Origin of the sequence: Actinokineospora sp. UTMC 2448, from assembly GCF_024760565.1 — a bacterium.
GTDB classification, from domain to species: Bacteria; Actinomycetota; Actinomycetes; order Mycobacteriales; family Pseudonocardiaceae; genus Actinokineospora; species Actinokineospora fastidiosa.
The window spans coordinates 140,419-165,689 of record NZ_CP031087.1; the positions used below are offsets into that span (position 1 = coordinate 140,419).

25 protein-coding genes are annotated in these 25,271 nt (G+C 72.2%); 13 read left to right on the plus strand and 12 right to left on the minus strand.

Annotated elements, in window-relative coordinates; all coding sequences use genetic code 11:
- Positions 1-3: 3 nt before the first annotated feature.
- On the minus strand, positions 4-354 hold the full coding sequence (locus Actkin_RS00720; protein ID WP_189208900.1) for a metallopeptidase family protein: 351 nt from the start codon (positions 352-354) through the stop codon (positions 4-6).
- 1 nt (position 355) lies between these two features.
- Positions 356-1,300 (minus strand): septum formation family protein, encoded by a 945-nt coding sequence (locus Actkin_RS00725; RefSeq protein ID WP_189208899.1) that lies wholly within the window; start codon positions 1,298-1,300, stop codon positions 356-358.
- 134 nt (positions 1,301-1,434) lie between these two features.
- Here Actkin_RS00725 and Actkin_RS00730 point away from each other — a divergent pair, with 134 nt between their 5' ends.
- Genes Actkin_RS00730 through serS form a run of 4 tightly spaced genes read left to right on the plus strand, consistent with a single transcriptional unit; the run spans position 1,435 to position 5,005 of the window.
- The gene (locus Actkin_RS00730) at positions 1,435-2,022 is read left to right on the plus strand and encodes a hypothetical protein (RefSeq protein ID WP_258905459.1); all 588 of its coding nucleotides are present in this window, start codon (positions 1,435-1,437) and stop codon (positions 2,020-2,022) included.
- On the plus strand, positions 2,023-3,189 hold the full coding sequence (locus Actkin_RS00735; RefSeq protein ID WP_258905460.1) for a glutathionylspermidine synthase family protein: 1,167 nt from the start codon (positions 2,023-2,025) through the stop codon (positions 3,187-3,189).
- 16 nt (positions 3,190-3,205) lie between these two features.
- The gene (locus Actkin_RS00740; protein WP_189208896.1) at positions 3,206-3,688 is read left to right on the plus strand and encodes a DUF350 domain-containing protein; all 483 of its coding nucleotides are present in this window, start codon (positions 3,206-3,208) and stop codon (positions 3,686-3,688) included.
- Between the two features lie 60 nt (positions 3,689-3,748).
- Positions 3,749-5,005, plus strand: a complete 1,257-nt coding sequence (serS, locus tag Actkin_RS00745) for a serine--tRNA ligase (RefSeq protein ID WP_189208895.1) — start codon at positions 3,749-3,751, stop codon at positions 5,003-5,005.
- A 59-nt stretch (positions 5,006-5,064) separates the two neighbouring features.
- Here serS and lhgO read toward each other — a convergent pair whose 3' ends face one another.
- Complete coding sequence (gene lhgO, locus Actkin_RS00750) at positions 5,065-6,240, minus strand: L-2-hydroxyglutarate dehydrogenase (protein WP_189208894.1); 1,176 nt, start codon at positions 6,238-6,240, stop codon at positions 5,065-5,067.
- A gap of 156 nt (positions 6,241-6,396) precedes the next feature.
- Here lhgO and Actkin_RS00755 point away from each other — a divergent pair, with 156 nt between their 5' ends.
- Both Actkin_RS00755 and Actkin_RS00760 read left to right on the plus strand, forming a co-directional pair.
- Complete coding sequence (locus tag Actkin_RS00755; RefSeq protein WP_258905461.1) at positions 6,397-7,572, plus strand: hypothetical protein; 1,176 nt, start codon at positions 6,397-6,399, stop codon at positions 7,570-7,572.
- 22 nt (positions 7,573-7,594) lie between these two features.
- Complete coding sequence (locus Actkin_RS00760; RefSeq protein ID WP_189208892.1) at positions 7,595-8,530, plus strand: NAD-dependent epimerase/dehydratase family protein; 936 nt, start codon at positions 7,595-7,597, stop codon at positions 8,528-8,530.
- Here the strand turns inward: Actkin_RS00760 and Actkin_RS00765 are convergent.
- A complete protein-coding gene (locus Actkin_RS00765; RefSeq protein ID WP_189208891.1) occupies positions 8,517-8,867 on the minus strand; it encodes a DUF2304 domain-containing protein in 351 nt (116 codons plus the stop codon). The genes Actkin_RS00760 and Actkin_RS00765 overlap by 14 nt on opposite strands.
- A 1-nt stretch (position 8,868) precedes the next feature.
- Entirely contained in the window at positions 8,869-9,564 is a 696-nt protein-coding gene (locus tag Actkin_RS00770) for a polyprenyl-phospho-N-acetylgalactosaminyl synthase PpgS (protein ID WP_229786551.1), read from the minus strand.
- A gap of 289 nt (positions 9,565-9,853) precedes the next feature.
- Between Actkin_RS00770 and Actkin_RS00775 the strand changes: the two genes are divergently transcribed.
- Together Actkin_RS00775 and Actkin_RS00780 are read left to right on the plus strand one after the other, a co-directional pair.
- Entirely contained in the window at positions 9,854-11,719 is a 1,866-nt protein-coding gene (locus Actkin_RS00775; protein ID WP_258905464.1) for a glycosyltransferase, read from the plus strand.
- Positions 11,720-11,747: 28 nt separating this feature from the next.
- Positions 11,748-13,616, plus strand: coding sequence for a glycosyltransferase (locus Actkin_RS00780; protein ID WP_258905465.1), 1,869 nt, complete (start codon positions 11,748-11,750; stop codon positions 13,614-13,616).
- 60 nt (positions 13,617-13,676) lie between these two features.
- Here the strand turns inward: Actkin_RS00780 and Actkin_RS00785 are convergent, their stop codons facing one another.
- Positions 13,677-13,880, minus strand: coding sequence for a cold-shock protein (locus Actkin_RS00785; protein ID WP_189208889.1), 204 nt, complete (start codon positions 13,878-13,880; stop codon positions 13,677-13,679).
- Positions 13,881-14,108: 228 nt separating this feature from the next.
- Positions 14,109-14,918, minus strand: a complete 810-nt coding sequence (locus Actkin_RS00790) for an HAD family hydrolase (RefSeq protein ID WP_189208888.1) — start codon at positions 14,916-14,918, stop codon at positions 14,109-14,111.
- 44 nt (positions 14,919-14,962) lie between these two features.
- Between Actkin_RS00790 and Actkin_RS00795 the strand changes: the two genes are divergently transcribed.
- The 4 genes from Actkin_RS00795 (at position 14,963) to Actkin_RS00810 (ending at position 18,710) form a co-directional block, all read left to right on the plus strand.
- Complete coding sequence (locus Actkin_RS00795) at positions 14,963-15,874, plus strand: LLM class flavin-dependent oxidoreductase (protein ID WP_189208887.1); 912 nt, start codon at positions 14,963-14,965, stop codon at positions 15,872-15,874.
- Between the two features lie 160 nt (positions 15,875-16,034).
- The gene (gene glf, locus Actkin_RS00800; RefSeq protein WP_189208886.1) at positions 16,035-17,249 is read left to right on the plus strand and encodes a UDP-galactopyranose mutase; all 1,215 of its coding nucleotides are present in this window, start codon (positions 16,035-16,037) and stop codon (positions 17,247-17,249) included.
- Positions 17,250-17,256: 7 nt separating this feature from the next.
- Positions 17,257-17,793 (plus strand): phosphatase PAP2 family protein, encoded by a 537-nt coding sequence (locus tag Actkin_RS00805; protein ID WP_189208885.1) that lies wholly within the window; start codon positions 17,257-17,259, stop codon positions 17,791-17,793.
- Positions 17,790-18,710, plus strand: a complete 921-nt coding sequence (locus tag Actkin_RS00810) for a decaprenyl-phosphate phosphoribosyltransferase (RefSeq protein ID WP_258905468.1) — start codon at positions 17,790-17,792, stop codon at positions 18,708-18,710. Before Actkin_RS00805 ends, Actkin_RS00810 begins: the two co-directional genes overlap by 4 nt.
- Here the strand turns inward: Actkin_RS00810 and Actkin_RS00815 are convergent.
- The 4 genes from Actkin_RS00815 to Actkin_RS00830 all read right to left on the minus strand — a co-directional run bounded on the left by Actkin_RS00815 (position 18,693) and on the right by Actkin_RS00830 (position 24,528).
- Positions 18,693-19,208, minus strand: a complete 516-nt coding sequence (locus Actkin_RS00815) for an NlpC/P60 family protein (RefSeq protein WP_258905469.1) — start codon at positions 19,206-19,208, stop codon at positions 18,693-18,695. The two genes, Actkin_RS00810 and Actkin_RS00815, sit on opposite strands and share 18 nt — an antisense overlap.
- A gap of 102 nt (positions 19,209-19,310) precedes the next feature.
- Complete coding sequence (locus Actkin_RS00820; RefSeq protein WP_258905472.1) at positions 19,311-22,328, minus strand: AfsR/SARP family transcriptional regulator; 3,018 nt, start codon at positions 22,326-22,328, stop codon at positions 19,311-19,313.
- An 89-nt stretch (positions 22,329-22,417) separates the two neighbouring features.
- Positions 22,418-23,173 (minus strand): decaprenylphospho-beta-D-erythro-pentofuranosid-2-ulose 2-reductase, encoded by a 756-nt coding sequence (locus tag Actkin_RS00825; protein WP_189208881.1) that lies wholly within the window; start codon positions 23,171-23,173, stop codon positions 22,418-22,420.
- A complete protein-coding gene (locus Actkin_RS00830; RefSeq protein WP_309569099.1) occupies positions 23,170-24,528 on the minus strand; it encodes a decaprenylphosphoryl-beta-D-ribose oxidase in 1,359 nt (452 codons plus the stop codon). Before Actkin_RS00830 ends, Actkin_RS00825 begins: the two co-directional genes overlap by 4 nt.
- Positions 24,529-24,582: 54 nt before the next feature.
- On the opposite strand from Actkin_RS00830, the gene Actkin_RS00835 reads away from it, so the two are divergent.
- A complete protein-coding gene (locus Actkin_RS00835) occupies positions 24,583-24,999 on the plus strand; it encodes a GtrA family protein (RefSeq protein WP_308425833.1) in 417 nt (138 codons plus the stop codon).
- A gap of 6 nt (positions 25,000-25,005) precedes the next feature.
- On the opposite strand, the gene Actkin_RS00840 is transcribed toward Actkin_RS00835, so the two are convergent.
- Positions 25,006-25,266, minus strand: a complete 261-nt coding sequence (locus tag Actkin_RS00840) for a hypothetical protein (RefSeq protein WP_189208879.1) — start codon at positions 25,264-25,266, stop codon at positions 25,006-25,008.
- Positions 25,267-25,271 lie beyond the last annotated feature (5 nt).

Genomic DNA, 25,271 nt, shown 5'->3' on the forward strand with positions numbered 1-25,271 from the left:
GCGTCAGCCCCAGCCCAGCTCGTGCAGGCGCTCGTCGTCGACGCCGAAGTGGTGGGCGATCTCGTGGACCACGGTGATCGCCACCTCCTCGACCACGTCCTCTTCGGACTCGCAGATGTCCAGGATGGCCTCGCGGTAGATGAAGATGCGGTCGGGCAGCTCGCCGCCGTACATCGTCGTCCGCTCGGTCAGGGCGATGCCGTGGTAGAGGCCCAGCAGGGTGGGCTCCTCGGGGTCGCGGTCCTCGACCAGCACCACGACGTTGCTCATCGCGGCGGCGAACGGCTCGGGGATCAGGTCCAGCGCGTCGGCGACCAGTTCCTCGAAGCGGGCCCTGGTCATCTCCACCGGCACGTCAGCCGCCGGTGGTGGTGGTCGGGGCCGCCTTGGTCGTCGTGGTGGGCTGCTCGATGCCGCGCACGCTGCCGGTGACCGGGGCGAGGCCGCTGCCGTTGGGCAGCTTGGCCGCGACCTTGCAGTCCACCTTGCGCGAGCCCGCCACCCAGCTCTCCTCCTTGAGCGCGTCCGGGTACGGGATCAGGCCCTTCTTCGCCAGGTCGACGCCGTTGGTGTACTCCTTGGTGACCGCGTCGCACAGCTCGATCGCCTTCTCGATCTGCGCCTCCTCCGACGGGTACTCGTCGGGGAAGGCCTTCGAGAGGTCCACGTTGCCGACGATCTCGACCGCGTGCGCCTCCGTGCACGGCACCGGGTCGCCGATGACCTGGCCGTCGAGGGCCAGGCAGGTGCCCGGCTCGTGGATGCCGGACTGGTCGGCGCCCGCGGCCGAGCCCGTGGCGGGCAGCAGGGCCCCGGAGCGGCTGGCGGTCTGCACGCCGCAGCGCAGCTTGCGGTCGCCGTCCTCCCACTGGACCGTGCTGGGCTTGAGCGCGTTGACCTTGTAGCGGCCGTGCGGGTCGAGCGTCCCGCCCAGGTACTCGGTGACGCTGGGTGTGCACTTCTCCACCGCGAGCTCCTGCCAGCGCTCCAGCTCCGGCGGCGGGGCGTCCTCGGCGAACTGCGCGGAGATGTCTATGTTCCCCGTCACCTCGAACAGGTGCGGCTCGGCGCAGTCCACCCTGCGCATGTCCGCGCCGTCGGGGGCCGTCCAGAACAGGCAGGTGCCCGCGGGGGAGTCGAAGGCCAGCTCGCGCTCGTCCGCCGCGGTCGGCACGTCCCCGCGCACGGTCACCGGCCAGGAGAACGCCATGCTCGTGCCCAGCACGAGGATCGCCCCCACGCAGGCGGCGATCATCATCAGCCTGTCGGCCGAACGAAACCAGTCACCGGGTCCAGACATCTACTCCATGATGCCGTGTCCTCGGGAGTGGAGCGGCCCGCGGGAGTGAATCGGGAGCGCCCAAGGTTGCGATCGGGCCAATCCCGCGACGTCCGTGCTGGTCTTTGACTAGTCTGCGCGCTTGGGAGTGGTTCATGACTGACAACGACAGGCCCCCGCCCTACGAGGCCCCCGAGCCCGAGGACGACACACCCGACCGCCGATCCGGGTCCATCAGCTACCAGGACCCGCGCTCGACCGTCCCGCGGCCGCCGACCCTGGCCGAGCAGCGGGCCCGCCAGGAGGCGCAGCGCCGCGCCCGCGACGCGGAGTACGCCGCCGCGGCCGAGGCCGAGGACCAGCGGAAGAAGCGCAAGCGCATCATGATCGGCGCGGGCGTCACCGTGGGTGTCGTCGGCCTGGTCGCGATCCTCTACGCCGCGTCCCAGCCCGACGAGGTCACCGCGCACTGCGTGAACCCCGAGGGCGTCATCGTCGACGACGATTACTGTGACGACGACTACGCGCGCAGTCACGGCGGCTATGTCAGCGGCGGCTTCATCTACATCGGCGGGACGTCCTACCGCTACAACTACGGCGGCACCGGGACGGTCGGCCAGCGGGTCAGCGGCGGCAGCTTCGTGGCCCCGTCGTCGGGCACGACCGTCAAGACCGGCCAGGGCAAGACCGTCCAGCGCGGCGGTCTCGGCGTGGGCGGCGGCGGGAAGAGCGGGGGCAGCTGAGTGCGCCGCGAGCGCTCGCGGCCCCGCCCGGACTGGTGCGCCAAGGTCGAGTCGCAGGGCCTGGTCTTCGGCCTGCCCGCGCGCTACGGCGACGGCGGCTCGCGCCCCTACTGGGACGAGTCGGTCCACTATGTGTTCGACATGGACGAGATCCTGTCCATCGAGGCCGATGTGGAGCTGCTGCACTCGATGTGCCTCGAGGCCGTCGAGACCGTGGTGCTGATGGAGCGCTACCGCGACTTCGGCATCCCGGAGTGGGCGTGGCCGCACGTCGCCGAGTCGTGGAAGCGGCACGACCCGCACGTCTACGGCCGCTTCGACCTGCGCTACGACGCCAGCGGCCCGGCCAAGCTGCTGGAGTACAACGCCGACACGCCGACCTCCCTGCTGGAGGCCGCGGTCGTGCAGTGGTTCTGGAAGACCGAGGTCTTCCCCGACGACGACCAGTGGAACTCGCTGCACGAGAAGCTGGTCGAGCGGTGGACCGAGGTCGGGGCGAAGCTGCCCTCCCGCGAGGTCCACTTCACCTGGTCCGGGGCCGACCCGACCGGCGAGGACCACATCACCACCGCCTACCTGCAGGAGACCGCGGCCGAGGCGGGCCTGGACACCATCGGCCTGGCCATCGAGGAGATCGGCTGGGACTCCGAGCTGGCCCGCTTCGTCGACCTGGCCGAGGCGCCGATGGCCACCGTCATGAAGCTCTACCCCTGGGAGTGGGCGGTCAACGACGAGTTCGGCCGCAAGGTCGTCGAGTCGCTGCCCACCACGCTGTGGGTGGAGCCGCTGTGGAAGATGCTGCTGTCGAACAAGGCGATCCTGGCGGTGCTGTGGGAGATGTACCCCGGCCACCCCAACCTGCTGCCCGCCTTCCTCGACCAGCCCGGCATCCTCACCGAGTACGTGCGCAAGCCCAAGCTCGGCCGCGAGGGCGCCAACGTGCAGATCGTCGCGCCCGGCTACGAGACGGCCACCGGCGGCGTCTACGGCGCCGAGGGCTTCGTCTACCAGGCGTTCGACCCGCTGCCGGAGTTCGACGGCTACCGGCCCGCGCTCGGCGCCTGGATCGTCGGCGACCAGGCGGCAGGCCTGGGCATCCGGGAGACAGCGGGCCTGGTGACCGACGACGGGGCGGCCTTCGTCCCGCACCGAATCCCCGTCGAGTGAGCCCCGAGGAACCACCATGGAGGACCAGTTGACCACCAACCTCGCCACCGCGACCGTGATGGCGCTGCCGGAGAACTTCGGCGCCGACCTGGCCCGCGGCATGGGCGCCATCGCGCTGTACGCCATCGTCGGCCTGGTCCTCATGCTGCTCGGCTTCTACGCCATCGACTTCACCACCCCGGGCAAGCTGTCCGACCTGGTCAGGGCGGGGCGGCCGAACGCGGTCATCGTCACCGCGTCCGGCATGCTGAGCATGGCGCTGATCATCGTCGTGGCGATCTTCTTCTCGGCCAGCGACCTCACCGCCGGTCTGATCACCTCGGTGGTCTACGGCCTGCTCGGCATCATCGCCCAGGTGCTCGCCGTGCGGACCCTGGAGTGGGTGACCAAGCTCGACGTCGGCAGCACCATCGAGGACGAGCGCTTCGCCCCGGCCAGCGTCGTCGTCGCCGCCGTGCACATCGCGCTCGGCCTGATCGTGGCGGTGGCCATCTCCTAGTCCGGGCGGTCGCATATCTCGTATGCACGCTGTCAGCACGGGCGACTACCCTCACACCCTGTGATTGACCTCAAGGTTCTGCGCGAAGACCCGGAGACCGTGCGCGCTTCCCAGCGCGCCCGCGGCGACGACCCGGCGGCCGTCGACGCCCTGCTGTCCGCCGACGAGCGGCGCCGCTCCGCGATCTCCCGCGCGGACACCCTGCGGGCCGAGCAGCGCCAGTTCGGCAAGCAGGTCGGCAAGGCCCGCGGCGAGGAGCGCGACGCGCTGATCGCCAAGGGCAAGGAGCTCGCCGCCGAGGTCAAGGCCGCCGAGGCCGAGCAGGCCGCCGCCGAGTCGGCCTTCGAGGAGTGCCACCGCGCGCTGTCCAACATCGTCGACCCGGCCGCGCCGGTCGGCGGCGAGGACGACTACACCGTCCTGGAGACCGTCGGCACGCCGCGCGAGTTCGACTTCACCCCGCTCGACCACCTCGACCTCGGGGTGCGGCTGGGCGCGCTGGACATGGAGCGCGGCGCGAAGGTGTCCGGCTCGCGGTTCTACTTCCTCACCGGGATCGGCGCGCAGCTGCAGCTGGCCCTGCTGAACATGGCCGCCGCCCAGGCGACCGCGGCCGGGTTCACCCTGGTCGTGCCGCCGGTGCTGGTGCGCCCGGAGATCATGGCGGGCACCGGGTTCCTCGGCGCGCACGCCAGCGAGGTCTACCGGCTCGCCGAGGACGACCTGTACCTGGTCGGCACCTCGGAGGTCGCGCTGGCCGGGTACCACTCCGACGAGATCATCGACCTGTCGACGCCCAAGCGGTACGCGGGCTGGTCGTCGTGCTTCCGCAGGGAGGCCGGGTCCTACGGCAAGGACACCCGCGGCATCATCCGCGTCCACCAGTTCGACAAGGTCGAGATGTTCTCCTACTGCAGGCCGGAGGAGGCCGCCGCCGAGCACCAGCGGCTGCTGGCCTGGGAGAAGGAGATGCTGGCCAAGATCGAGGTGCCGTACCGGGTCATCGACACCGCGACCGGCGACCTCGGCTCCAGCGCGGCCCGCAAGTTCGACTGCGAGGCGTGGGTCCCGACCCAGCAGGCCTACCGCGAGCTGACCTCGACGTCCAACTGCACCACGTTCCAGGCCCGCAGGCTGTCGGTGCGCTACCGCGACGAGAACAACAAGCCGCAGGTCGCCGCGACGCTGAACGGGACGCTGGCCACCACCCGCTGGATCGTGGCGATCCTGGAGAACCACCAGCAGGCCGACGGCTCCGTGGTGGTCCCCGAGGCGATGCGCCCGTTCCTCGGCCTGGACGTCCTGCGCCCGGTCTAGCCCGGCCCGCACACCGGCGCGGCGGTCACACCAGGGAGGCCGTCACACCAGGGAGGCCGTCACACCAGAGAGGCGATGTGCCGCCCGATCTCCAGGGCGCACGTCGCCGCCGGTGACGGCGCGTTGAGCACGTGGACCTGGCCGGGCGCGGACTCGATCAGGAAGTCCTGCACCAGGGTGCCGTCCGGCAGCAGCGCCTGGGCCCGCACGCCGGAGCCCGACGCCACGATGTCGGCCTCGGTGACCGCGGGCACCAGCTTGGCCAGGCTCGCGGCGAACCGCCTGCGGCTCAGCGAGCGGCGCACCTCGTCGAGGCCCACCGGGTAGGCGTAGCGGCGGGCGAGCCGCCACGTGCCGGGGAAGCGGACGGTGTCCAGCAGGTCGGCGGCCGAGACGTCGGCCCAGCGGTAGCCCTCCCGCCGCAGCGCCAGCACCGCGTTCGGCCCGGCGTGCACGCTGCCGTCCAGCATCCGGGTGAGGTGCACGCCGAGGAACGGCAGCGTGGCGTCCGGCACCGGGTAGATCAGGCCCCTGACCAGGTGCGCGGCCCGCGGGCGCAGCTCGTAGTACTCGCCGCGGAACGGCACGATCCTGGCCTTCGGCGCCAGCCCGGCCATCCGCGCGACGCGGTCGCTGTGCAGGCCCGCGCAGTTCACCAGCGCGTCGGCCCGCAGCACCTCGCTCCCGGTGGCCACCTCCACCCGTCCGCCGCGGGTCCGGATGCCCAGGGCCGGGGTGTTCAGCCGCAGGTCGGCGCCCTGGTCGGTCAGCAGCCGGACCAGCGCGGCGCAGACGGCGGGGAAGTCGATGATCCCGGTGGTCTCCACCCGCAGCGCGGCGACGCAGGCGACCTCGGGCTCCCACTCGCGGGCCTCCTCCGGCGTGACAAGGCGCGCCGGGACCCCGTTCGCCGCGGCCCGCTCGGCCAGCACCCGCAGCGCGGGCACCTCGGCGTCGGAGGTGGCCACGACGAGCTTCCCGCAGACCGCGACCGGCACCCCGTTCGCCAGCGCGAAGTCCACAATGGACTTGTTGCCCGCGACCGACATCCGGGCCTTGAACGACCCGGGCGCGTAGTACAGCCCGGCGTGCACGACGTTGGAGTTGTGCCCGGTCTGGTGGCGCGCCCAGCCGTCCTCCTTCTCCAGCACGGTGACCCGGTCGCCCCGCGCGGCCAGCTCGTGGGCCGTCGCCAGCCCGAGGATCCCGCCGCCGATCACCAGCACATGTCGCACGGGGGAACCTTAGGCCACCGGCCGCGCGAACCTGGTTACGCGCTAGTTGGCAATAGGAGGCGTTGCCAGATGCGTTCCGGATGCGGGCCGCGCGGGTTATCCTGCGGGGTCCCCTTGGCCAGGGCCTCGCCCGCTCTAGTCCCAGGAGCATGGCACATGCGCGCACTGACCTGCGGAATCGCCGTCGCGGCACTCGTCACGGCGGTCGCGCTCCCCGGCACGGCAGCCGCCGAGAGCGCGGGAACGGAGTACCGGAGCGGCCGGTTCGTGGCCGCGCAGCCGGTCCGGGTGCACGACTCCCGGTCCAGCGGGCCGGTCGGGTCGGGCCAGACCGCGCGCATCGGGCTCGGCGCCGCGCTGCCGTCCGAGGCGACGGCGGTCGTGCTCAACCTGACCGTCTTGGGCGCGACGGCGACGACCCGGCTCACCGCGCACACCGCGGGCGGCGAGCGCTCCGGCGCGACGGTGCACCTGCGTCCCAACGAGATCCGCTCCGCGCAGGTGACCGTCGGCATCGGCGCGCTGTCCGCTGTGGACGTCCACAACAGCTCGGGGGAGACGCACGTCATCGCGGACCTGGTCGGTTATTACCAGGCCGGGAACGGCGCCGGTTTCCACGGCGCCACGCCCGTGCGCGTGCTCGACACGCGCTCCAGCAGGTCCATCCCCGCGGGCGCCACGCGCACGGTCGACTTCAGCGCGCGCGTGCCCGCGGGCGCCACCGCGGTGACCTTCCTGCTCACCGCGACCGGCACCAGCGCGTCCCACCTGACGGCCTGGCCCGCCGGGCGGACCAGGACGGCGGCGGCCACCCTCCACCTGCCCGCGTCCGAGGCCCGGACGAACCTCGTCACCGTCGCCTTGGGCGAGCGCCAGTCGGTGAGCCTCTACAACCAGGCCGGGTACGCCCACGTCCAGGTGGACCTCGTCGGCTACTACACCGAGACCGCCGGCGCGGCGTTCCGCGCCAGGGCGCCCGTGCGCGAGTACGACAGCCGCGCCGACTACGCCAACGGCATGCCCGGCCTGCCGATCCCGCCGCGCTCCCGGGTCAGCCTCTCGGTGGCGGGCTCGGTCCCGGACGACACGACCGGCGTCCTGCTCGGCGTCACCGGCATCGAGGCCACCGAGACCACCTACCTCACCGTCTGGGCCGACGCGCGCGCCCCGCGCCCGGAGGTCACCGCGGTCAGCGTCCCGGAGAACCGGACGGTCGCCAACGCCGTGGTGCTCGGCCTGACCCCCGGCGACCTCGTGACCGTCTACAACAACGCGGGCCGCGTGCACGCCACCGTCGACCTGCTCGGCTACTTCCACACCGGGGCGGCCTGAGCCCCCTGGCATCATGGGCGCCATGCGCGCTCTCGTGACCGGCGGTGCCGGCTTCATCGGTTCCACCCTGGTCGACCGCCTCGTCCGGGACGGCCACGAGGTCGCTGTCGTCGACACCTTCGCCCGCGGCCGCCGGGAGAACCTGGCCGGGGCGCTGGCCAGCGGCCGGTGCTCGGTGCACGAGGTCGACGTGACCTCCCCCGACCTCGCCGCCGCCGTCGCCGAGGTCGCCCCCGAGGTGGTGTTCCACCTCGCCGCCCAGATCGACGTCCGGGTGAGCGTCGCCGACCCGCTGCTCGACGTCAGCCAGAACGTGCTGGGCACGGTCAACCTCGCCGAGGCCGCCCGGGCCGCGGGCGTCCGCAAGATCGTCTTCGCCTCGTCGGGCGGGTCGATCTACGGCACCCCGGAGGACCTGCCGGTCGGCGAGGACACCCCGATCAACCCCAAGTCCCCCTACGCGGCGAGCAAGGCCAGCTGCGAGCTCTACCTCAACGGCTACCAGCAGCTCTACGGCCTGGACTGCACCCACCTCGCGCTGGCCAACGTCTACGGCCCCCGCCAGGACCCGCACGGCGAGGCGGGCGTGGTGGCGATCTTCGCCAACGCCCTGCTGGAGGGCCGCCCCACCCGGGTCTACGGCGACGGCGGCAACACCCGCGACTACGTCTTCGTCGACGACGTCGTCTCCGCGTTCATCGCCGCGTCCGGGGACAAGGGCAGCGCCACCCGCTACAACATCGGCACCGGCATGCAGGTCTCCGACCGCGAGCTGCACACCCTGGTCGCGCGCGCGGCGGGCGCGCCCGACGAGCCGGAGTTCGCCCCGGCCCGGCTCGGCGACGTGCGCGCCTCCGCGCTCGACTCCGGCCGCGCCCAGCGCGAGCTGGGCTGGAAGCCCGAGGTCGACATCGCCGAGGGCGTGCGCAGGACGGTCGACTACTTCAGGACCCGGTAGCCCGGTCCTCGGGCTTCTCCGCGCCCTGGATCGCCATCGCCCGCACCAGCTTGGCGTAGCGGTGCTCCAGCTCCTTGAACCGCAGGTAGGTGTTGATCGTGGCGAAGCCGAAGGCCACGACCGTGCCGTAGAGCAGCAGGTCGGTGCCTCGGCCGACGCCGACCAGCTGGGCCAGCGCGCTCGTCGCCGACGGCACCAGCACCGCGATCACGCCGAACACCATGAACAGCGCGAAGCCGATCTTCACCCCGGCCGCCGTCCGGCTCTTGCCGTGGTGGCGCAGGAAGGACACCAGCAGGCCGACGACGGCCAGGATGAGCAGGATCTGGATCAGCATGTCAGCGCCTCGAACCGGTGCGGAGTGCGGAGTCGAACAGGATGTTGACGCCGTTGATCAGCGACTGGCCCTTCGACATGGAGTACTCGGTGTAGAGGATCGTCACCGGCTCCTCGGCGACCCGCCACTTCCTGCGGTCGATCATCTCCACGATCTCCGACGCGTGCCCCATGCCGTTGAGCTTGATGCTCAGCTGCTGGGCGACGGTCTGGTTGAACACGCGCAGCCCGTTGTGCGCGTCGGTCAGGCCGAGTCGGCGGGTGCGCGGGCTGAGCATGACCACGGTCCGCAGCACCAGGCGCTTGATCCACGGGATGTGGCTGGTGTCGGCGCCGCTCTTGAACCGGGTGCCGACGATGATGTCGACGTCCTCGGCGCGCATCCGCTCCAGCATCCGCACCACGTCATCGACCTGGTGCTGGCCGTCGGCGTCGAAGGTGACGAACAGCTCCGCGCCGGGCTGGGCCCTGGCGTACTCCACCCCGGTCTGGATCGCCGCGCCCTGGCCCAGGTTGACCGGGTGGCGCACCAGGTGCGCGCCGGTCGTGCGGATCCGCGCTGCGGAGTCGTCGGCGCTGCCGTCGTCGACGCACACGATGTTGGGGAAGGTCGCCATGGCGTTCCGCACGACGTCGGCGATGACCTGTCCCTCGTTGTAGACGGGGATGACCAGCCAGACGTCGGACCAGTCGGTCACGATTCCTCCGCGTGGTGGTGGCCGCGCCTGATCGACCCGGCCGGACTTCACCGCTGAGGGTAGCCTTCCGCGCGCGCCGCGTGCCTCCCCGCCCCACCCCGCTCTGACCTGGGCGGGACCGCCCCCCGACCCGGGCTGACGGCGGCTCGCGCCCGGTACGGGTAGCCTGTGCTGGCCGCACGTGATCGGCGCCGTCGTGGTGGGTGACCGCCCCGGCGCCTCGGGCGGACCCGCGAGAGAAGACATCTCGACATCGAGCATCGCCTGCCTGCGGAGGACTGGAAGACCCATGCCCGGTAGCACTGCGGACACCACGGCCAGGGCGGGTCGGCTGACCGCCCAGCGCGGCCTGTTCACCGGACCGGCCGCCGTGGTTCCCGACGAGCTCTACGCGCAGGTCCTGACCGGTTCGGCCGCGCGCACCCGCTCCCGGCTGACGGTCAACCCGCACTCGCTGGTCAGCACCGACACCTACTTCGGCCGCTTCCCCGCCAGCTACTGGCAGCGCTGGACCACCGCGGGCGACGTCGTGGCCGAGCTGACCGTCACCGGATCGGGCAAGGTCTCGCTGGTCGCCTCCGACACCAACAGCGAGACCCGCACCGTGGCCGCCGAGGTCGTCGAGGACGCCCAGGGCGCGACCATCCGGCTGACCACCAAGCTCACGATGTTCCTCGACGGCGGCTTCCTCTGGGTCGACCTGGCCACCGAGGACGGCTCGCTGGCCGTGGACGCGCTGAACTGGACCGTCCCCGCGCCCGCTCACGAGCGCATGACCTCCATCGTCATCTGCACGTTCAACCGCGCCGACGACTGCGTGAACACCCTGGGCGCGCTGGCGTCGGACCCGGGCGCGCTCGACCTGATCGAGCACGTCTACGTCGTCGACCAGGGCACCGACACCGTCGAGTCGCGCGCGCAGTTCCCCGACGTGGAGAAGGCGCTCGACGGGCGGCTGCGCTACCTGCGCCAGCCCAACCTCGGCGGCGCTGGCGGCTTCGGCCGGGGCATGTACGAGATCACCGAGGCGGGCAGGCCCGCCAACGTGTTCCTGATGGACGACGACATCCTGTGCGAGCCGGAGATCGTCGTGCGGCTCACCGCCTTCGCCAACAGCGCGGCCAAGCCGACCATCGTCGGCGGGCAGATGCTGCGGCTGCTGCACCCGACCAAGCTGCTCGCGGGCGCTGAGTACGCCGACTTCGCCCAGCTCGTGCCCGGCAAGGTGGTCAAGGGCGGCCTCGACGACGTCGACCTGCTCGGCGAGGCCGAGGACGAGGACGGCGTGCCGCTGGGCAAGCCCAACCGCGGCGACGTGCGGGTGGACGCGGACTACAACGCGTGGTGGTCCTGCATGATCCCGTCCGATGTGGTCGACCGGCTCGGCCTGCCGCTGCCGCTGTTCTTCCAGTGGGACGACGTCGAGTACGGCTACCGCGCCCGCGCCCACGGCATCCCCACGGTCACGCTGCCCGGCGCGGGCGTGTGGCACGCGGACTTCGACTGGAAGGACGCGGACAAGTGGAACGAGTACTTCGCGGTCCGCAACGCCATGGTCGTCTCCGCCATGCACTCCGAGACCGACCCCAAGGTGGTCGCCCGGACCCTGGTGTCCCGGGTGGTCCGCTACCTGCTGGGCATGCAGTACGGCCTGGCCGCCACCATCATCCGGGCCGCTGAGGACTTCCTGACCGGCCCGCGCATCTTCGACGACGGCGGGGCCGCCGCGGCCGCGGCGATCCGCAAGGAGCGCGCCGAGTACCCCGACACCGTGCTGCACAAGCCCGCGGACATCGAGGGCGTGCTGCCGATGGTCAAGCCTGCAGGCGAGCCGAGCCTCACCCGGCTCGTCCTGCTCAAGCGGCTGATCTACGTGGCGATGGGGCGCACCTCCTACGCCAAGGGCATCGTGTCCGCCGAGGACGCCGCCTGGTGGCACACCTCGCGGTTCGACTCCGTGGTGGTCACCGACGCCTCGCAGGAGGGCGTGCGCGTGCGCAGGCGCGACCGCGCCATGGACGTCAAACTGGCCAAGCGCGTCGCCCGCGTCGCCCGCGCGCTGGTCAGCGAGACCCCCCGGCTGCGCGCGGAGTACCGCGCCGCCGTGCCCGAGGTGACCAGCCGGGAGAACTGGCGCAGGCTCTACGGCCTGTGACCCACCGCCCCCAGACCGAAGGAGCGACGTGACCGACCAGCACAGCGTGCTGCAGCGGGTGATCATGCCCAGGGACACCGATCCGCTGGACGTGCGCCCGCTGTACCTCGACGAGCCGGACAACGTGCACAGCCACGTGTCCTCGCGGGTCGCCGTGACGGTCCCCGCGTCGGCCAGGGTGTCGTTCGCCAGCTACTTCAACGCCTTCCCGGCCAGCTACTGGAAGCGCTGGACCCGGGTCACCGAGGTCACGCTGCGGATGCGGGTGCGCGGCGGCGGCCGGGTGGACGTCTACCGCTCCAAGCCCAACGGCGACCAGGTGCACGTGCGCGGCGAGGCCGTGCGCGGCGGGTCGGGGTGGACCGAGCTGGCGCTGCCGGTGGACCTGGCCCCGTTCGAGGACGGCGGCTGGATCTGGTTCGACGCCTTCACCGACGACCAGACGCTGGAGATCGCCGACGCGGCCTGGACGACCGCGCTGGTGCTGCCGCAGCGCAAGCTGTCGATCGCCACCACGACGTTCAACCGCAACGACGACCTGATCGGCACGCTGCTCGCGCTGAGCGAGGACCCGAAGGTGCTCGACCTGGTCGGGCACGTCTTCGTCGCCGACCAGGGGAGCAAGCGGGTCAAGGACCACCCGCGCTTCGCCGAGGCCAGCGAACGCCTGGGCGGGCGGCTGCAGCTCATCGAGCAGGGCAACCTGGGCGGCTCCGGCGGGTTCAGCCGGGGGCTGTTCGAGTCCCTCGAGCACACCGACGCCGACCAGATCATGCTCATGGACGACGACATCGCCCTGGAGCCGGACTCGATCCTGCGGGCCAGCGCGTTCGCCTCGGCCGCGGCCAACCCGCTCATCGTGGGCAGCCAGATGCTGAACCTGCAGGCCAAGGCCCGCCTGCACAGCATGGGCGAGGTCATCGACCGCGGCTCGGTGACCTGGCGGCCCGCGCCCGGCGCGGTCGTCGACCACGACTTCGGCGCCGAGTCGCTGCGCGACACCCGCGAGCTGCACCGGCGGATCGACGCGTCGTACAACGGCTGGTGGATGTGCCTGTTCCCGCGCGAGGTCGTCGAGGCCAACGGGCTGCCGCTGCCGCTGTTCATCAAGTGGGACGACGCCGAGTACTCGATGCGCGCGCTGGACCGCGGCGTGCCGACGGTCACCCTGCCCGGCTCGGCCGTGTGGCACATGCCGTGGACGGACAAGAACGACCTGTCCGACTGGACCGTCTACTACCACCTGCGCAACCGCCTGGTCGTCGCCGCGCTCTACACCGACCACGACCTGCGCAAGACGCTGCTCAAGCAGGGCCTGCGGGCCACCATCCGGCGGCTGCTGTCCATGGAGTACTCCACGATCGCCGTCGAGCTCAAGGCCATCGAGGACTTCATGGCCGGGCCCGACCGCATGTTCGACACCCTCGGCACGACGCTGCCCGAGGTGAACGCGCTGCGCAAGAAGTACGCCGACGCGCAGACCGAGCCCTCGGCAGGCGCGTTCCCGCCGCCCACGCTGGACGCACTGCACGCCGAGCACCTGCTGCGCCCGCCGGTGCACCCGGTCAAGATCGCCGCGCGCGCGTCCAAGGCCGTGCTGCACAACCTGCGCGCGCCCGAGCCGAACGCGGCCGACCGCCCGCAGGTGAACGTGCCCGCGGGCAAGGCGCTGTGGTTCCTGCTGGGCAACCTGGACAGCGCGACGGTGTCCAACCCCGACGGCAGCGGGGTCGCCTTCCGCCGCCGGGACCCGGCGCAATTCCGCGAGCTGTCCAAGCGGGCCGCGGCCACCTACCGCAGGCTCATCGCCGACTGGCCCCGGCTCAAGACCGAGTACCGGTCCGCCTTCGGCGACCTGACCTCGGTGGAGTCCTGGCGCAAGGTCTTCAAGGCCTGATCGACGCGGACGGGCCCGCCCCCGGCAGGGGGCGGGCCCGTCCGCTGTCCTGTCCGGTGATCAGATCACGCGAACCGCGGTGGCCTGCGGACCCTTCTGGCCCTGGCCCACCTCGAACTCCACGCGCTGGTTCTCCTCGAGCGTCCGGAAGCCGTTGGACTGGATCTCCGAGTAGTGCACGAAAAGGTCGGACGAGCTGCCGTCCGGGGTGATGAACCCGTAGCCCTTCTCGGAGTTGAACCACTTCACTGTGCCCTGTGCCACGTCGTCTCCTCGACACGTACTACTAGGGCACGCGCGGCGCGCGTGCCCTGGCCGGTTCCAGACGGCGGGGAAAACCGCGCGCCCGCAACACTCTCTTGCGAGCGTGATCAAACACGTACTCAAGAAACTGCGACCGCCATCTAGTCAACCACATGGAGACGGGCGTGAGGAGACCTCGCGCCCCGGCCGTCGCATTCGCGCATCGTCGCGGTGGGCGACCGGCCGCTCTCAGAACCAGCGGTCCAGCACGGCCGCGACCCCGTCCTCGGAGTTGGGCGCGGTGACCTCGTCGGCGGCGGCGAGCACGTCGGCGTGCGCGTTCGCCATGGCCACGCCGTGCCCAGCCCAGCGCAGCATTTCGATGTCGTTCGGCATGTCGCCGAAGGCCACCACGGCCTCGCGGTCCACGCCGGTCAGCTCGGCCACGTCGGCGAGGCCGAGCGCCTTGGTCACCCCCGGCGCGGAGATCTCGATGAGGCCCCGGCTGGTGGAGAACGTGACGTCCACCGCGCCGTCGAGCAGCTCGTGCGCGGCCATCGCCATCTCCTCGCTGGTCATGCCCTGGTGGCGGACCAGCAGCTTGGACGCTGGGTGGCCGAGCACCTCCGCACGCGGGCGCACGTTGTTCTCCGCGTCGCCCCACGGGTTGGAGTAGCCGGGCTCGGTGGCGAACGCCTCGCCGCCGAGGTCAGGGCCGACCTCGGCGCGCTCGGTGGCGACCTTGATGCCGGGCAGCGCCTTCTCCAGCGTGTGTGTCACATCCCACAGTGTGATGGAGTCCAGCCCGTGGACCGTCAGCACGCGCTCGGTGGTGATGTCGTAGACGATCGCGCCGTTGGCGCACACGGCGTACCCGCTCAGGCCCGCCTGCCGGGCCACCGGCGGGATCCACCGCGGCGGGCGGCCGCTGACCAGCACGAACGGCACTTCCCGGGCGAGCACGCGGCCGATCGCGGCGGCGGTGCGGTCGGTCACCCGCTCGTAGGGGTCGAGCAGCGTGCCGTCGACGTCGGAGGCGATGAGCTGGGGCTTGTCCACACGCCCATCCTCCCCGAGCCCGCGCGGTCGGTAGGGTCGGGTGAGTGCGCGTTGGCATTGTGATCCTGCCCGAGTACCGCTGGTGGGCGGCCGAGCCGAAGTGGCGGGCCGCCGAGGAGTACGGCTTCGACCACGCCTGGACGTATGACCACCTGGGGTGGCGCACCCTCGTCGACGGCCCGTGGTTCGACGCCGTGCCCACCCTGACCGCGGCCGCCTGCGTGACCAGCACCCTGCGGCTGGGCACCTTCGTGGCCTCGCCGTACGTGCGCGAGCCCGTCCGGTTCTCGCGCAGCGTCCTGGCGCTCGACGACATCTCCGACGGCCGCTTCTGCCTCGGCGTCGGCGCGGGCACGGTCACCCCGGACGCCTACGACTTCGCCGTCTTCGGCGGGACCCGGCTCACCCCCCGCCAGGCGGCCGATCGGCTCGCCGAGTTCGTGGAGCTGACCGACGCCCTGCTCGTGCGGCCCACCACCGACTACGCGGGGGAGTACTACACCGCCGTCGCCGCCCGCGGGTACCCCGGCTGCGTGCAGCGCCCGAGGGTGCCGTTCCTGGTCGCCGCGAACGGCCGCAGGACGATGGGCGTGGCCGCCCGGCACGGGCAGGGCTGGGTCACCGTCGGGCCCCGCGCGGACGACCTCGACGAGTGGTGGCGCGGGGTGGCCGAGCTGGCCGAGCGGTTCGACGGCGTGCTCGCCGAGCAGGGCCGCGACCGCGCGAGCGTCGACCGCTACCTGAGCCTGGACGCCGCGCCCCGGTTCTCCCTGGACAGCGCCGAGTTCTTCGCCGAGCAGGTGGGCCGCGCAGCCGAGCTGGGCTTCACCGACGTGGTGACGCATTGGCCCAGGTCGGAGGGCTACTACGCGGGCCGGGAGACGGTGCTGGAGCAGGTGGCCGCCGACGTGCTGCCGACCCTCGGCGGACGGGCCGGGAAGAAGGCCGGGGAATAAAGCAACCCCCTCCGGCGTTGTGCGTCCATGTAGGTGACGGCAGCGATGCCGGAGGGGAACGCAAGAGGGGGCTCGGGCCCGGACCGTTGGGGAGCGGTTCCGGGCCCGCATCACAGGGCAGGCACCGGCCCGACATGTGACGAAGGTAGCCTGACGAACCGTGAACGCGGTGGCAGACACGAACGGCACTAACTACGACGGCTACGACCTGGTCATCGTCGGCTCCGGTTTCTTCGGCCTGACGATCGCCGAGCGCACCGCGACCCAACTGGGCAAGCGCGTGCTTGTCCTGGAGCGGCGCGCGCACATCGGGGGCAACGCCTACTCCGAGCCCGAGCCGGAGACCGGCATCGAGGTCCACAAGTACGGCGCCCACCTCTTCCACACCTCGAACAAGCGGGTGTGGGACTACGTGAACCAGTTCACCGAGTTCACCAACTACCAGCACCGGGTCTTCGCCAAGTACCAGGGCCAGGTCTACGCCTTCCCGATGAACCTGGCGCTGATCAACCAGTTCTTCGGCAAGTCCCACACCCCCGACGAGGCCCGCGCGCTCATCGCGGAGCAGGCCTCGGAGATCAAGACCGAGGACGCGCAGAACCTGGAGGAGAAGGCGATCTCGCTGATCGGCCGCCCCCTCTACGAGGCGTTCATCAAGGGCTACACCGCCAAGCAGTGGCAGACCGACCCGAAGGAGCTCGGCGCGGCCATCATCACCCGGCTGCCCGTGCGCTACACCTTCGACAACCGGTACTTCACCGACACCTACGAGGGCCTGCCGGTCGACGGGTACACCGCCTGGCTGGAGAAGATGGCCGACCACCCGAACATCGAGGTGCGGCTGAACGTCGACTACTTCGACGTGCGCGAGCACATCCCGGCGGGCACGCCGACGATCTACACCGGACCGGTCGACCGCTACTTCGACTACGCCGAGGGCGAGCTGGGCTGGCGCACCCTCGACTTCGAGATGGAGGTCGTGCCCACCGGCGACTTCCAGGGGACCTCGGTCATGAACTACAACGACCGCGACGTGCCCTACACCCGCATCCACGAGTTCCGGCACTTCCACCCGGAGCGGACGAACTACCCGACGGACAAGACGGTCATCGTGCGGGAGTACTCCCGCTTCGCCGAGTCCGGCGACGAGCCGTACTACCCGATCAACACCCCGGAGGACCGGGACAAGCTGGCCCGCTACCGCGAGCTGGCCAAGCGCGAGGCCGCTGAGCGCAACGTGCTGTTCGGCGGCCGCCTGGGCACCTACCAGTACCTCGACATGCACATGGCCATCGGGTCGGCGCTGTCGGTGTTCGACAACAAGGTCGCCCCGCACCTGACCTCGGGCGCCCCGCTCGACGGCTCCCTGGACTGAGGACGACATGGCCGCGATGGAACTGCTGGACGGCGCGACCCCGGTGTCCCGCGAGACCGCCGCGCTGAGCCGCGTGCAGGGCGCCATCGCGCGCCCGGCCGTGGTGAAGGCGGCGCGGGCGCTGTCGCACTTCGGCGAGCACAGCGCGGGCTGGTTCGCGATGGGCCTGGTCGGGGCGGCGCTGGACCGCGACCGCCGCCGCGACTGGCTCGCCGCCTCCGCGGGGGTGGTCGCCGCCCACGCGGCGTCCATCGCGGTCAAGCGGGTCGTGCGCAGGCAGCGGCCGATGGACCCGTCGGTGCGGGTCCTGGTGGGCACGCCCAGCAGGCTCAGCTTCCCGTCGTCGCACGCGACGTCCACCACCGCGGCCGCCGTGCTGTTCTCCGGGCTGACCGGCAAGCCGCTGGTGCCGGTCCTGGTCCCGCCCATGCTGGTGTCCCGGCTGGTGCTCGGCGTGCACTACCCGAGCGACGTCATCGCCGGTTCCGCCCTCGGCGCGGTCGTCGGGGGCCTGCTCCGGCGGCGGCTGCGGGGCCGGGGATGAGCCAGGACACCACGAGCAAGCCCCCCGCCTCGGCGTCGGCGCGGGGCGGGCTGGCCGGTGGGCTGGTCCGCACCGCCCGCCCGCGCCAGTGGGTGAAGAACGTCCTGGTCCTGGCCGCGCCGTTCGCCGCTGGCCGCATCCTGGAGAGCGCGGTCCTGGTCGACGCCGCGATCGCCTTCGCCGCGTTCTGCCTGGTGTCCTCGGCGGTGTACCTGGTCAACGACGCCATCGACGTCGAGGCCGACCGGGCGCACCCGACCAAGCGCAACCGGCCGATCGCCGCGGGCGTGGTGCCCGTCCCGGTGGCCTACGTCGGCGCGGCGGTGCTGTTCGTCGCGTCGATGGTCGTCGGCCTGCTCGCGGGCTGGCAGCTGCTGGTCGTCCTGGGCGTCTACGCGGCCGTGCAGCTGGGCTACTGCCTCGGGCTGAAGCACCAGACGGTCGTCGACCTGTGCATCGTCGCCTCCGGCTTCCTGCTGCGGGCCATGGCGGGCGGCGTCGCGGCCGACATCCGCCTGTCGCAGTGGTTCCTGCTGGTGGCCGCGTTCGGCTCGCTGTTCATGGTCTCCGGCAAGCGCTACGCCGAGGTCGTGCTGTTCGAGAAGACCGGCGCGGAGATCCGCGCGTCGCTGCGCAAGTACAGCGCCAGCTACCTGCGGTTCGTGTGGGCCACGTCGGCGGCCATCATGATCGCCACGTACTCGCTGTGGGCCTTCGAGCTGCGCGCGGGCAGCCAGTCCAACTCGGTCTGGGCGGTCATCTCGATCGTCCCGTTCGTCATCGCCGTGCTGCGCTACGCCGTCGACGTCGACCAGGGCAACGCGGGCGAGCCCGAGGAGATCGCGCTGAAGGACCGCGTCCTGCAGGTCCTCGGCGTCGCCTGGGTCGGCTGCCTCGGGCTATCTGTCTTCCTGTGACCGGGTGAGGGGAGCCCCCTCCCCGAGGTCTCCCCCCACCCGCTCTCCCCCCGGTGTGACCACCCGGAGGTAGCGGCTGGGCCGCAGCCCCGCCCCGTCCCCCGGGAAGGCCAACCGCCGGTGCACGGTCCCCTCCGGCGACTGCTCGAACCCCCAGTAGTGCTCCCGCTCGATGTCGGCCCACTCGTGGAAGATGACCGAGCCCGTGCCCGCGGTCGCGAGCAGCGCGTCCCCCGCGCGCAGCTCCCCCTTGGCGACCGCGACACTCACCCTGGCCAGCCCCGCGTTGTCGAGCCCGCCGTGCCGGGACGGTGGCACGCCCGGCAGTCCCCACGCCATCGAGACATAGCCCGAACAGTCGGTGCGGTAGATCCCGTACTCGTTCTGGTGGAACCTGTGCAGGCCGTACGGCACCGATGGCCGCAGCCAGCTCTCCGCCCGCTCGACGATCTCCCCCCGGCTGATCTCCGGTCCGAGGTCGCCGACCTGAGCGGACATCCCCTGCTCCCTTCCTTTCCCTGGACTGCTTTCCGACACGACGACTCTGCCGCCGCGGCCTACAGGCGCGCTTCAGCCCGGGGGAGTTGACCTATAAAACGCCTATAGGCGGTAGGGAGCCTGAACGCGCGCGAGCCATTCGGCAGGGCTCGACGCCGACAGTTCCGCCAGCTCCCTGGTCGGCACGGCGGTGAACAGCTCCGTCGCCCGCAGCCAGTGCTTGTCCGCGTTGTCCGGGTCGGCGGCAGCGAGGTCGCGCAGCGTCCGGGCCTGCCAGAGGGCCAGGTCCAGCTCGGACCAGCGGCCCAGGGCCTCGGCCAGCAGCTCGCGGGCGAACCCCTGGTCGCCGGTCGCCAGGTGGTACTCGCCCAGCGTCCGGGTCATCAGCGCGGCGCCGAAGCGGTCGCGCCTGCGGGTGCAGACCTCCAGGCAGCCCGCCAGCGCCTCGGCCACGCCGTCGACGACGCCGAGCCGCAGGCTCGCCTTGGCCCAGGACTGGTGGGCGTAGGTGGCGCCGAGGTCGTCGCCGGAGGCCAGCAGGATCGACGCGGCGTCCGCGCTCAGCCGCGCCGCGGGCTCGTACTCGTCGAGCGCCCGGTGGCACAGGCTGAGCCCGCGCAGCGCCAGCGCCTCGCCGCGCCGGTCCGCGAGGGAGCGGTACAGCTCGATCGAGGTGGCGAAGTGCGCGAAGGCAGCGGCCATGTCCCCGTGGTCGCGCTCGATCGCGCCCAGGCCGTAGCGGGCGGCGGCCACGACGCACTCGTCCCCGATCGCGGCCGCCGCGGTCAGGTCGGTGGCCGCGCGGGCGAACTCGCCGACGTCGCGGGCCACCGTCCCGAGCCCGATGAGGGCGATCGCCCGGATCGGGTCGTCGGCGACGGCCACCGCCTGCTCGTGCGCCATCCGGAAGTGCGCCTCGGCAGCGGCGAAGTCGTCCTTCTCGTAGTGCAGCTGGCCCAGGCCCGCCAGCACCATCGCCTCGGCCCGCCGGTCGCCGCCCGCCCTGGCGGCGGCGAGCGCGACCTCGTGGGTGCGCTGCCAGCCGTCGAACTCGTTGCGCACGGCGAACGGCGAGGACAGCAGCGAGGTGATCAGCAGCGTCGTCACGCCGTCGATGCCCAGCTCGTGGGCGCGCTCCACGGCCCGCACGACCGCGCCGGTCTCCGACTTGAGCCACTCGACCGGGTTCTCCTCGGCCTCGGCGAGCAGCCGGGGGTCGACGTCGACCTCGGCGGTGACCAGCGGCCGCAGGCCGAGCGTCATCCGGGGCAGCCGCCGCGACCCGGCCTCCACCAGCGCCATCCAGGTGCCCAGGGTCCTGGTCAGGGCCGCGGCCACCACCTCGGGCGGCTCCTGGGCCGCCTGCTCGGCGCCGTAGAGCTGGACCAGGTCGTGGAAGCGGTAGCGGACCCGGCCGACGCTGTCCACGCCCGCCACGTCCAGCAGCCGCAGGTCGACCAGGCGCTCCACCACGTCCTCGGCCTCGGCAGGCGCGACGTCGAGCAGCGGCGCGGCCACCCACCAGCCGAAGTCGGGCAGGTCGAGCAGGCACAGCAGGTGGAACGCCCGCCGCTGCACGGCGTCGAGGTCGGCGTAGTTCAGCGCCAGGCTCGACCGGATCGCCAGGTCGCCGACGGCCAGCTCGTCGAGCCTGCGCCGCTCGTCGGAGAGCCGCTCGGCCAGGGACCGCAGCGGCCAGTGCGGCCGCGCGCGCAGCTTGGCCCCGGCCGCCCGGATGGCCAGCGGCACGCCGCCGCACAGCTCGGCGATGCGGGCGGCGGCGTCCGGCTGGGCGGCCACCCGGTCGGCGCCGATCATCTTGCCCAGCATCTCCACGGCGCTGTCCTGGTCGAGGAAGTCCAGCTCGATCGACTCGGTGCCCGCCAGCCCGGCCAGCCGCGAGCGGCTGGTGATCAGCACCAGGCACTCCGGCGCGCCCGGCAGCAGCGCGCGGACCTGGTGCTCGCCGCGGGCGTTGTCCAGCAGCACGATCAGCCGCCGACCGGCGACCCGCTGGCGGTAGCGCTCGACCCGCTCGTCCAGCGACTCGGGCAGCTCGTCGACGCCCAGCGCGGTCAGGAACCGGCCCAGCACCTCGAAGGCGTCGAGGTCGCGGTCGGCCCCGCGCAGGTCGGCGAACAGCTGCCCGTCGGGGTAGGCGGGGCGCAGCAGGTGCGCGGCGTGCACGGCCAGCGCCGACTTGCCCGCCCCGCCGAACCCGGACACCACCACGGTCGGGGTGGCCGTGCGGTCGCCGTCGCGGGACCCGCCGATGGCGAGCAGCCGCGCCAGCGCGTCGGCGCGGCCGGTGAAGTCCCCGATGTCCGGCGGCAGCGCGCGCGGCACGGCGGAACGCGCGGGAGCCGTGGGGGCGGGCGCGGCGAGCGTGCCGTCCAGGATGGCCGCGTGCAGGGCGCGCAGCCGCTCACCGGGCTCGATCCCCAGCTCGTCGAGCAGCAGCCGTCGCCCGGCCCGGTACACCTCCAGCGCGTCGGCCTGCCTGCCCGCCTCGTGCAGGGCGCGCATCAGCAGCGCCCGGGTGTCCTCGCGGAGCGGGTGCGCGGCCACCATTCGCTGCAGGCGCGCGGCGGCCTCCTCGGTCCGGCCCAGGTCCAGCAGGCACCGCGCCAGCCCGTCCTCGGCGCTGAGCCGGTCTTCCCCGAGCGCGTCCCGCCAGTCCGCGGCGAACCCGGCGTCGACCCCGCCGAACGCGGGCCCCCGCCACAGGTCGATGGCCTGCCCGTAGCGCAGCGCCGCGCCCGCGGCGTCCCCGGACCGCTCCGCCTCCCGGGCCGAGGCCAGCAGCCGCTCGAACCCGCTGAGGTCCACCTCGTCGGGCTCGACCCGCAGCAGGTAGCCCGGCGAGCGGGTGGCCAGGGCGTCCTTGCGCCCGGCCGCCGCCAGGCCGCGGCGGAGCAGCGAGATGTAGGTGTGCACGAGCGCGGTGGCCGACTGCGGCGGCGACTCGTCCCAGATCAGGTCGACGAGCCGCTCGACGGCCACCACCCGGCCCGCCTGCTGCAGCAGCGCGACCAGCAGCGCCTTGGGCTTGGGACCCCCGAGGTTCACCTCGGCGCCGTCGCCGAGGACGGCCACCGGTCCCAGCACCAGGATCCGCACGACCCCGATTCTGTCACACCAAAGGGTCACCGACGGCTCACTCGCGGCGATCGCCGCAGGTCACCAGGACCCGACTCGGGCCTTCGGGGTCAGATCGGGAGCTTGCGGAAGATCGGCCGGGGCACGTGGCGCAGCGCGGACATGACGAACCGCCACGGGGCCGGGGCCCACACCAGCTCCTTGCGCCCGCGCACGGCGGCGGCGACGACCTCGGCGACCTTGGCGGGCGTCGTGGCCATCGGGGCGGGCTTGAGGCCGGTGGTCATCTTCGAGTGCACGAACCCCGGGCGGACCACGGTCACGGTGACGCCGTGCGGGCGCAGCGCCTCGCCGAGGCCGAGGAAGAAGCCGTCGAAGCCCGCCTTGGTGGAGCCGTAGACGAAGTTGGACCGGCGGACCCGCTCGCCCGCGACCGAGGACAGCGCCACGATCGCCCCGTGGCCCTGCTTGCGCAGCCGCTCGGCCAGCGCGATGCCCACCGACACCGGGGCGGTGTAGTTCACCTTGGCCAGCTCGACCCCGGTCGCGTGGTCCTGCCAGGCCTTCTCCGCGTCGCCGAGCAGGCCGAAGGCGACCACGGTGAGGTCGATGTCGCCGTCGGCGAACGCCTCGTCGACGACCTTCGGGTGCGAGTCGGTGTCCAGCGCGTCGAAGGCGACCGTGCGCACCGTCGCGCCGAGGCCGCGCAGCCGCTCGGCTGCCTCGTCCAGCCGAGGCGACGGGCGGGCGGCCAGCACCACGGTGATGGGGGCCTGGGCGAGGTAGTGCTCGGCGATGGCCAAACCGATCTCGGAGGTGCCGCCGAGCAGCAGCATCGACTGCGGGGTGCCCACTGCGTTGATCAAAGTCCCAGCCTTCGCGATTGGTCGGAGGTGAACAGCCCGTCCGGGTCGACCGAGGCGCGGACCTTGCGCCACTCGTCGAGCCGCGGGTACATGCGGTGGAAGGTCTCCGGCGCGGTGCGCGACTCCTTGGCCAGGTACAGCCGCCCGCCGACGGCCAGCACCAGCTCGTCGAGCTCGTCGCAGAACTCGCGCAGCCCCGCCCGGATCGGGAAGTCGACGGTGATCGTCCACCCGGGACGCGGGAACGACAGCGGCGCGGGGTTGGCCTCGCCCATCCGCTTGAGCACGTTGAGGAACGACACGTGCCCGGACTCGGCGATGCGCCGGACGATGTGGCGCAGCGCGACGTCCTCGTCGAACGGGATGATGAACTGGTACTGCAGGAACCCGTTGGTCCCGTAGGCCCGGTTCCACTCCCCGAACAGGTCGAGCGGGTGGTAGAACGCCGTCAGGTTCTGGATCTGCCCGCGCCCCCGCCTCGGCGCCTTGCGGTACCAGGCCTCGCCGAGCGCGCGGAAGGTCAGCCTGTTGGCCAGGCCGTTGGGGAACACGTCCGGCAGGGTGAGCAGCTGCGGCGCGTCGAAGCGCAGCGGGTCGCGCCGCTTCTTCACCGGCAGCTGGTCCACAGTGGCCAGTGAGCCCCTGGAGAACACCGCGCGGCCGAGGCGGCCGTCGGTGGAGATGGAGTCGAACCAGGCCATCGAGTAGTCGTAGTCGGCGTCGGACCCGTCGGAGAACAGCGCCAGCGTCTCGTCCAAATCGGACGTCCGGTCGGTGTCGACGACGAAGTACGCGCTCTCCACGTGCTTGAGCCGCAGCGTGGCCCGCAGGATGACGCCGGTCAGGCCCATCCCGCCGACGGTGGCCCAGAACAGCTCCGGGTCGTTCTCCGGGGTGATCGTGCGCACCTGCCCGTCGGCGGTCAGCAGGTCCATCGACAGCACGTGGTTGCCGAAGCTGCCCGCCGAGTGGTGGTTCTTGCCGTGGATGTCGCAGCCGATCGCCCCGCCGACGGTGACCTGCCGGGTGCCGGGCAGCACGGGCACCCACAGCCCGAACGGCAGCGCGGCGCGCATCAGCCGGTCGAGGTCGACGCCCGCGTCCAGCACCGCGAGGCCGCTGTCGGCGTCGATGGAGTGGATGCGGCGCAGCCCGGTCATGTCCAGGACCAGCCCGCCCGCGTTCTGCGCCGGGTCGCCGTAGGAGCGGCCGAGGCCGCGGGCGATCACGCCGCGCCCGTCAGCGCGCGCCACGGCGGCGATCACGTCCTCCGCGGTGCGCGGCGCGGCGACCAGCGCCGAGGAGGGCGCCGTGCGCCCCCAGCCGGTCAGCGTGCGGGTCTCGAAGCTGTCCACCGCTCCAAGGGTAGCCAAGCGGCCCGCCTAGACTTGGAGCGCGTCGAGGAGGGGATGGCGACAGTGGCGGAGGTCAGCACCCGGCCGGGGCTCGTCCAGCAGCTCGTGCGCTTCGTCCTGGTCGGCGGCTTCTGCGCGCTGGTGGACTTCGGCGCGTACTGGCTGCTGCTGCAGACCGGCCTGTGGGTGCACGCGGCGAAGGCGCTCAGCTTCATCGCGGGCACCACCACGGCGTACTTCCTCAACCGCCGCTTCACCTTCACCGACGCCCGCACCGGCGCGGCGACCCAGGTCGGCGGCTTCGCCCTGCTCTACACGACGACGTTCTTCGTCAACGTCGGCGCGAACGCGCTGATGCTCACCCTGCTGCCCGACTTCGGCCTGGAGTACGCCGTGGCCTGGGCGATCGCCCAGGGCCTGGCCACGGCCATCAACTTCGTGCTCCTGCGGACCGTCGTCTTCAGGGCCTGACCGGCGCTAGCCGCCGAAGCCCGTGCCGCGCTTCGGGCTGCCGTAGGCCTGCTGGTTGAGGGGCAGCTCCTCGATGTGGGCCGTGGCCACCAGGCCGAAGTTGATCGCGACCGTGCTGCCGTCGGCCAGCTCGGGACTGTCCACCCCGGCGGAGCCCATCAGCACGGGCAGACGGGTCATCAGGCTCTTGGCGGACTTGTCGGACAGGGCGAACACCAGCGGCTCGGGGCGGCCGGTCAGGTGCAGGATCAGCGCGTGGTTGCTCATGATCC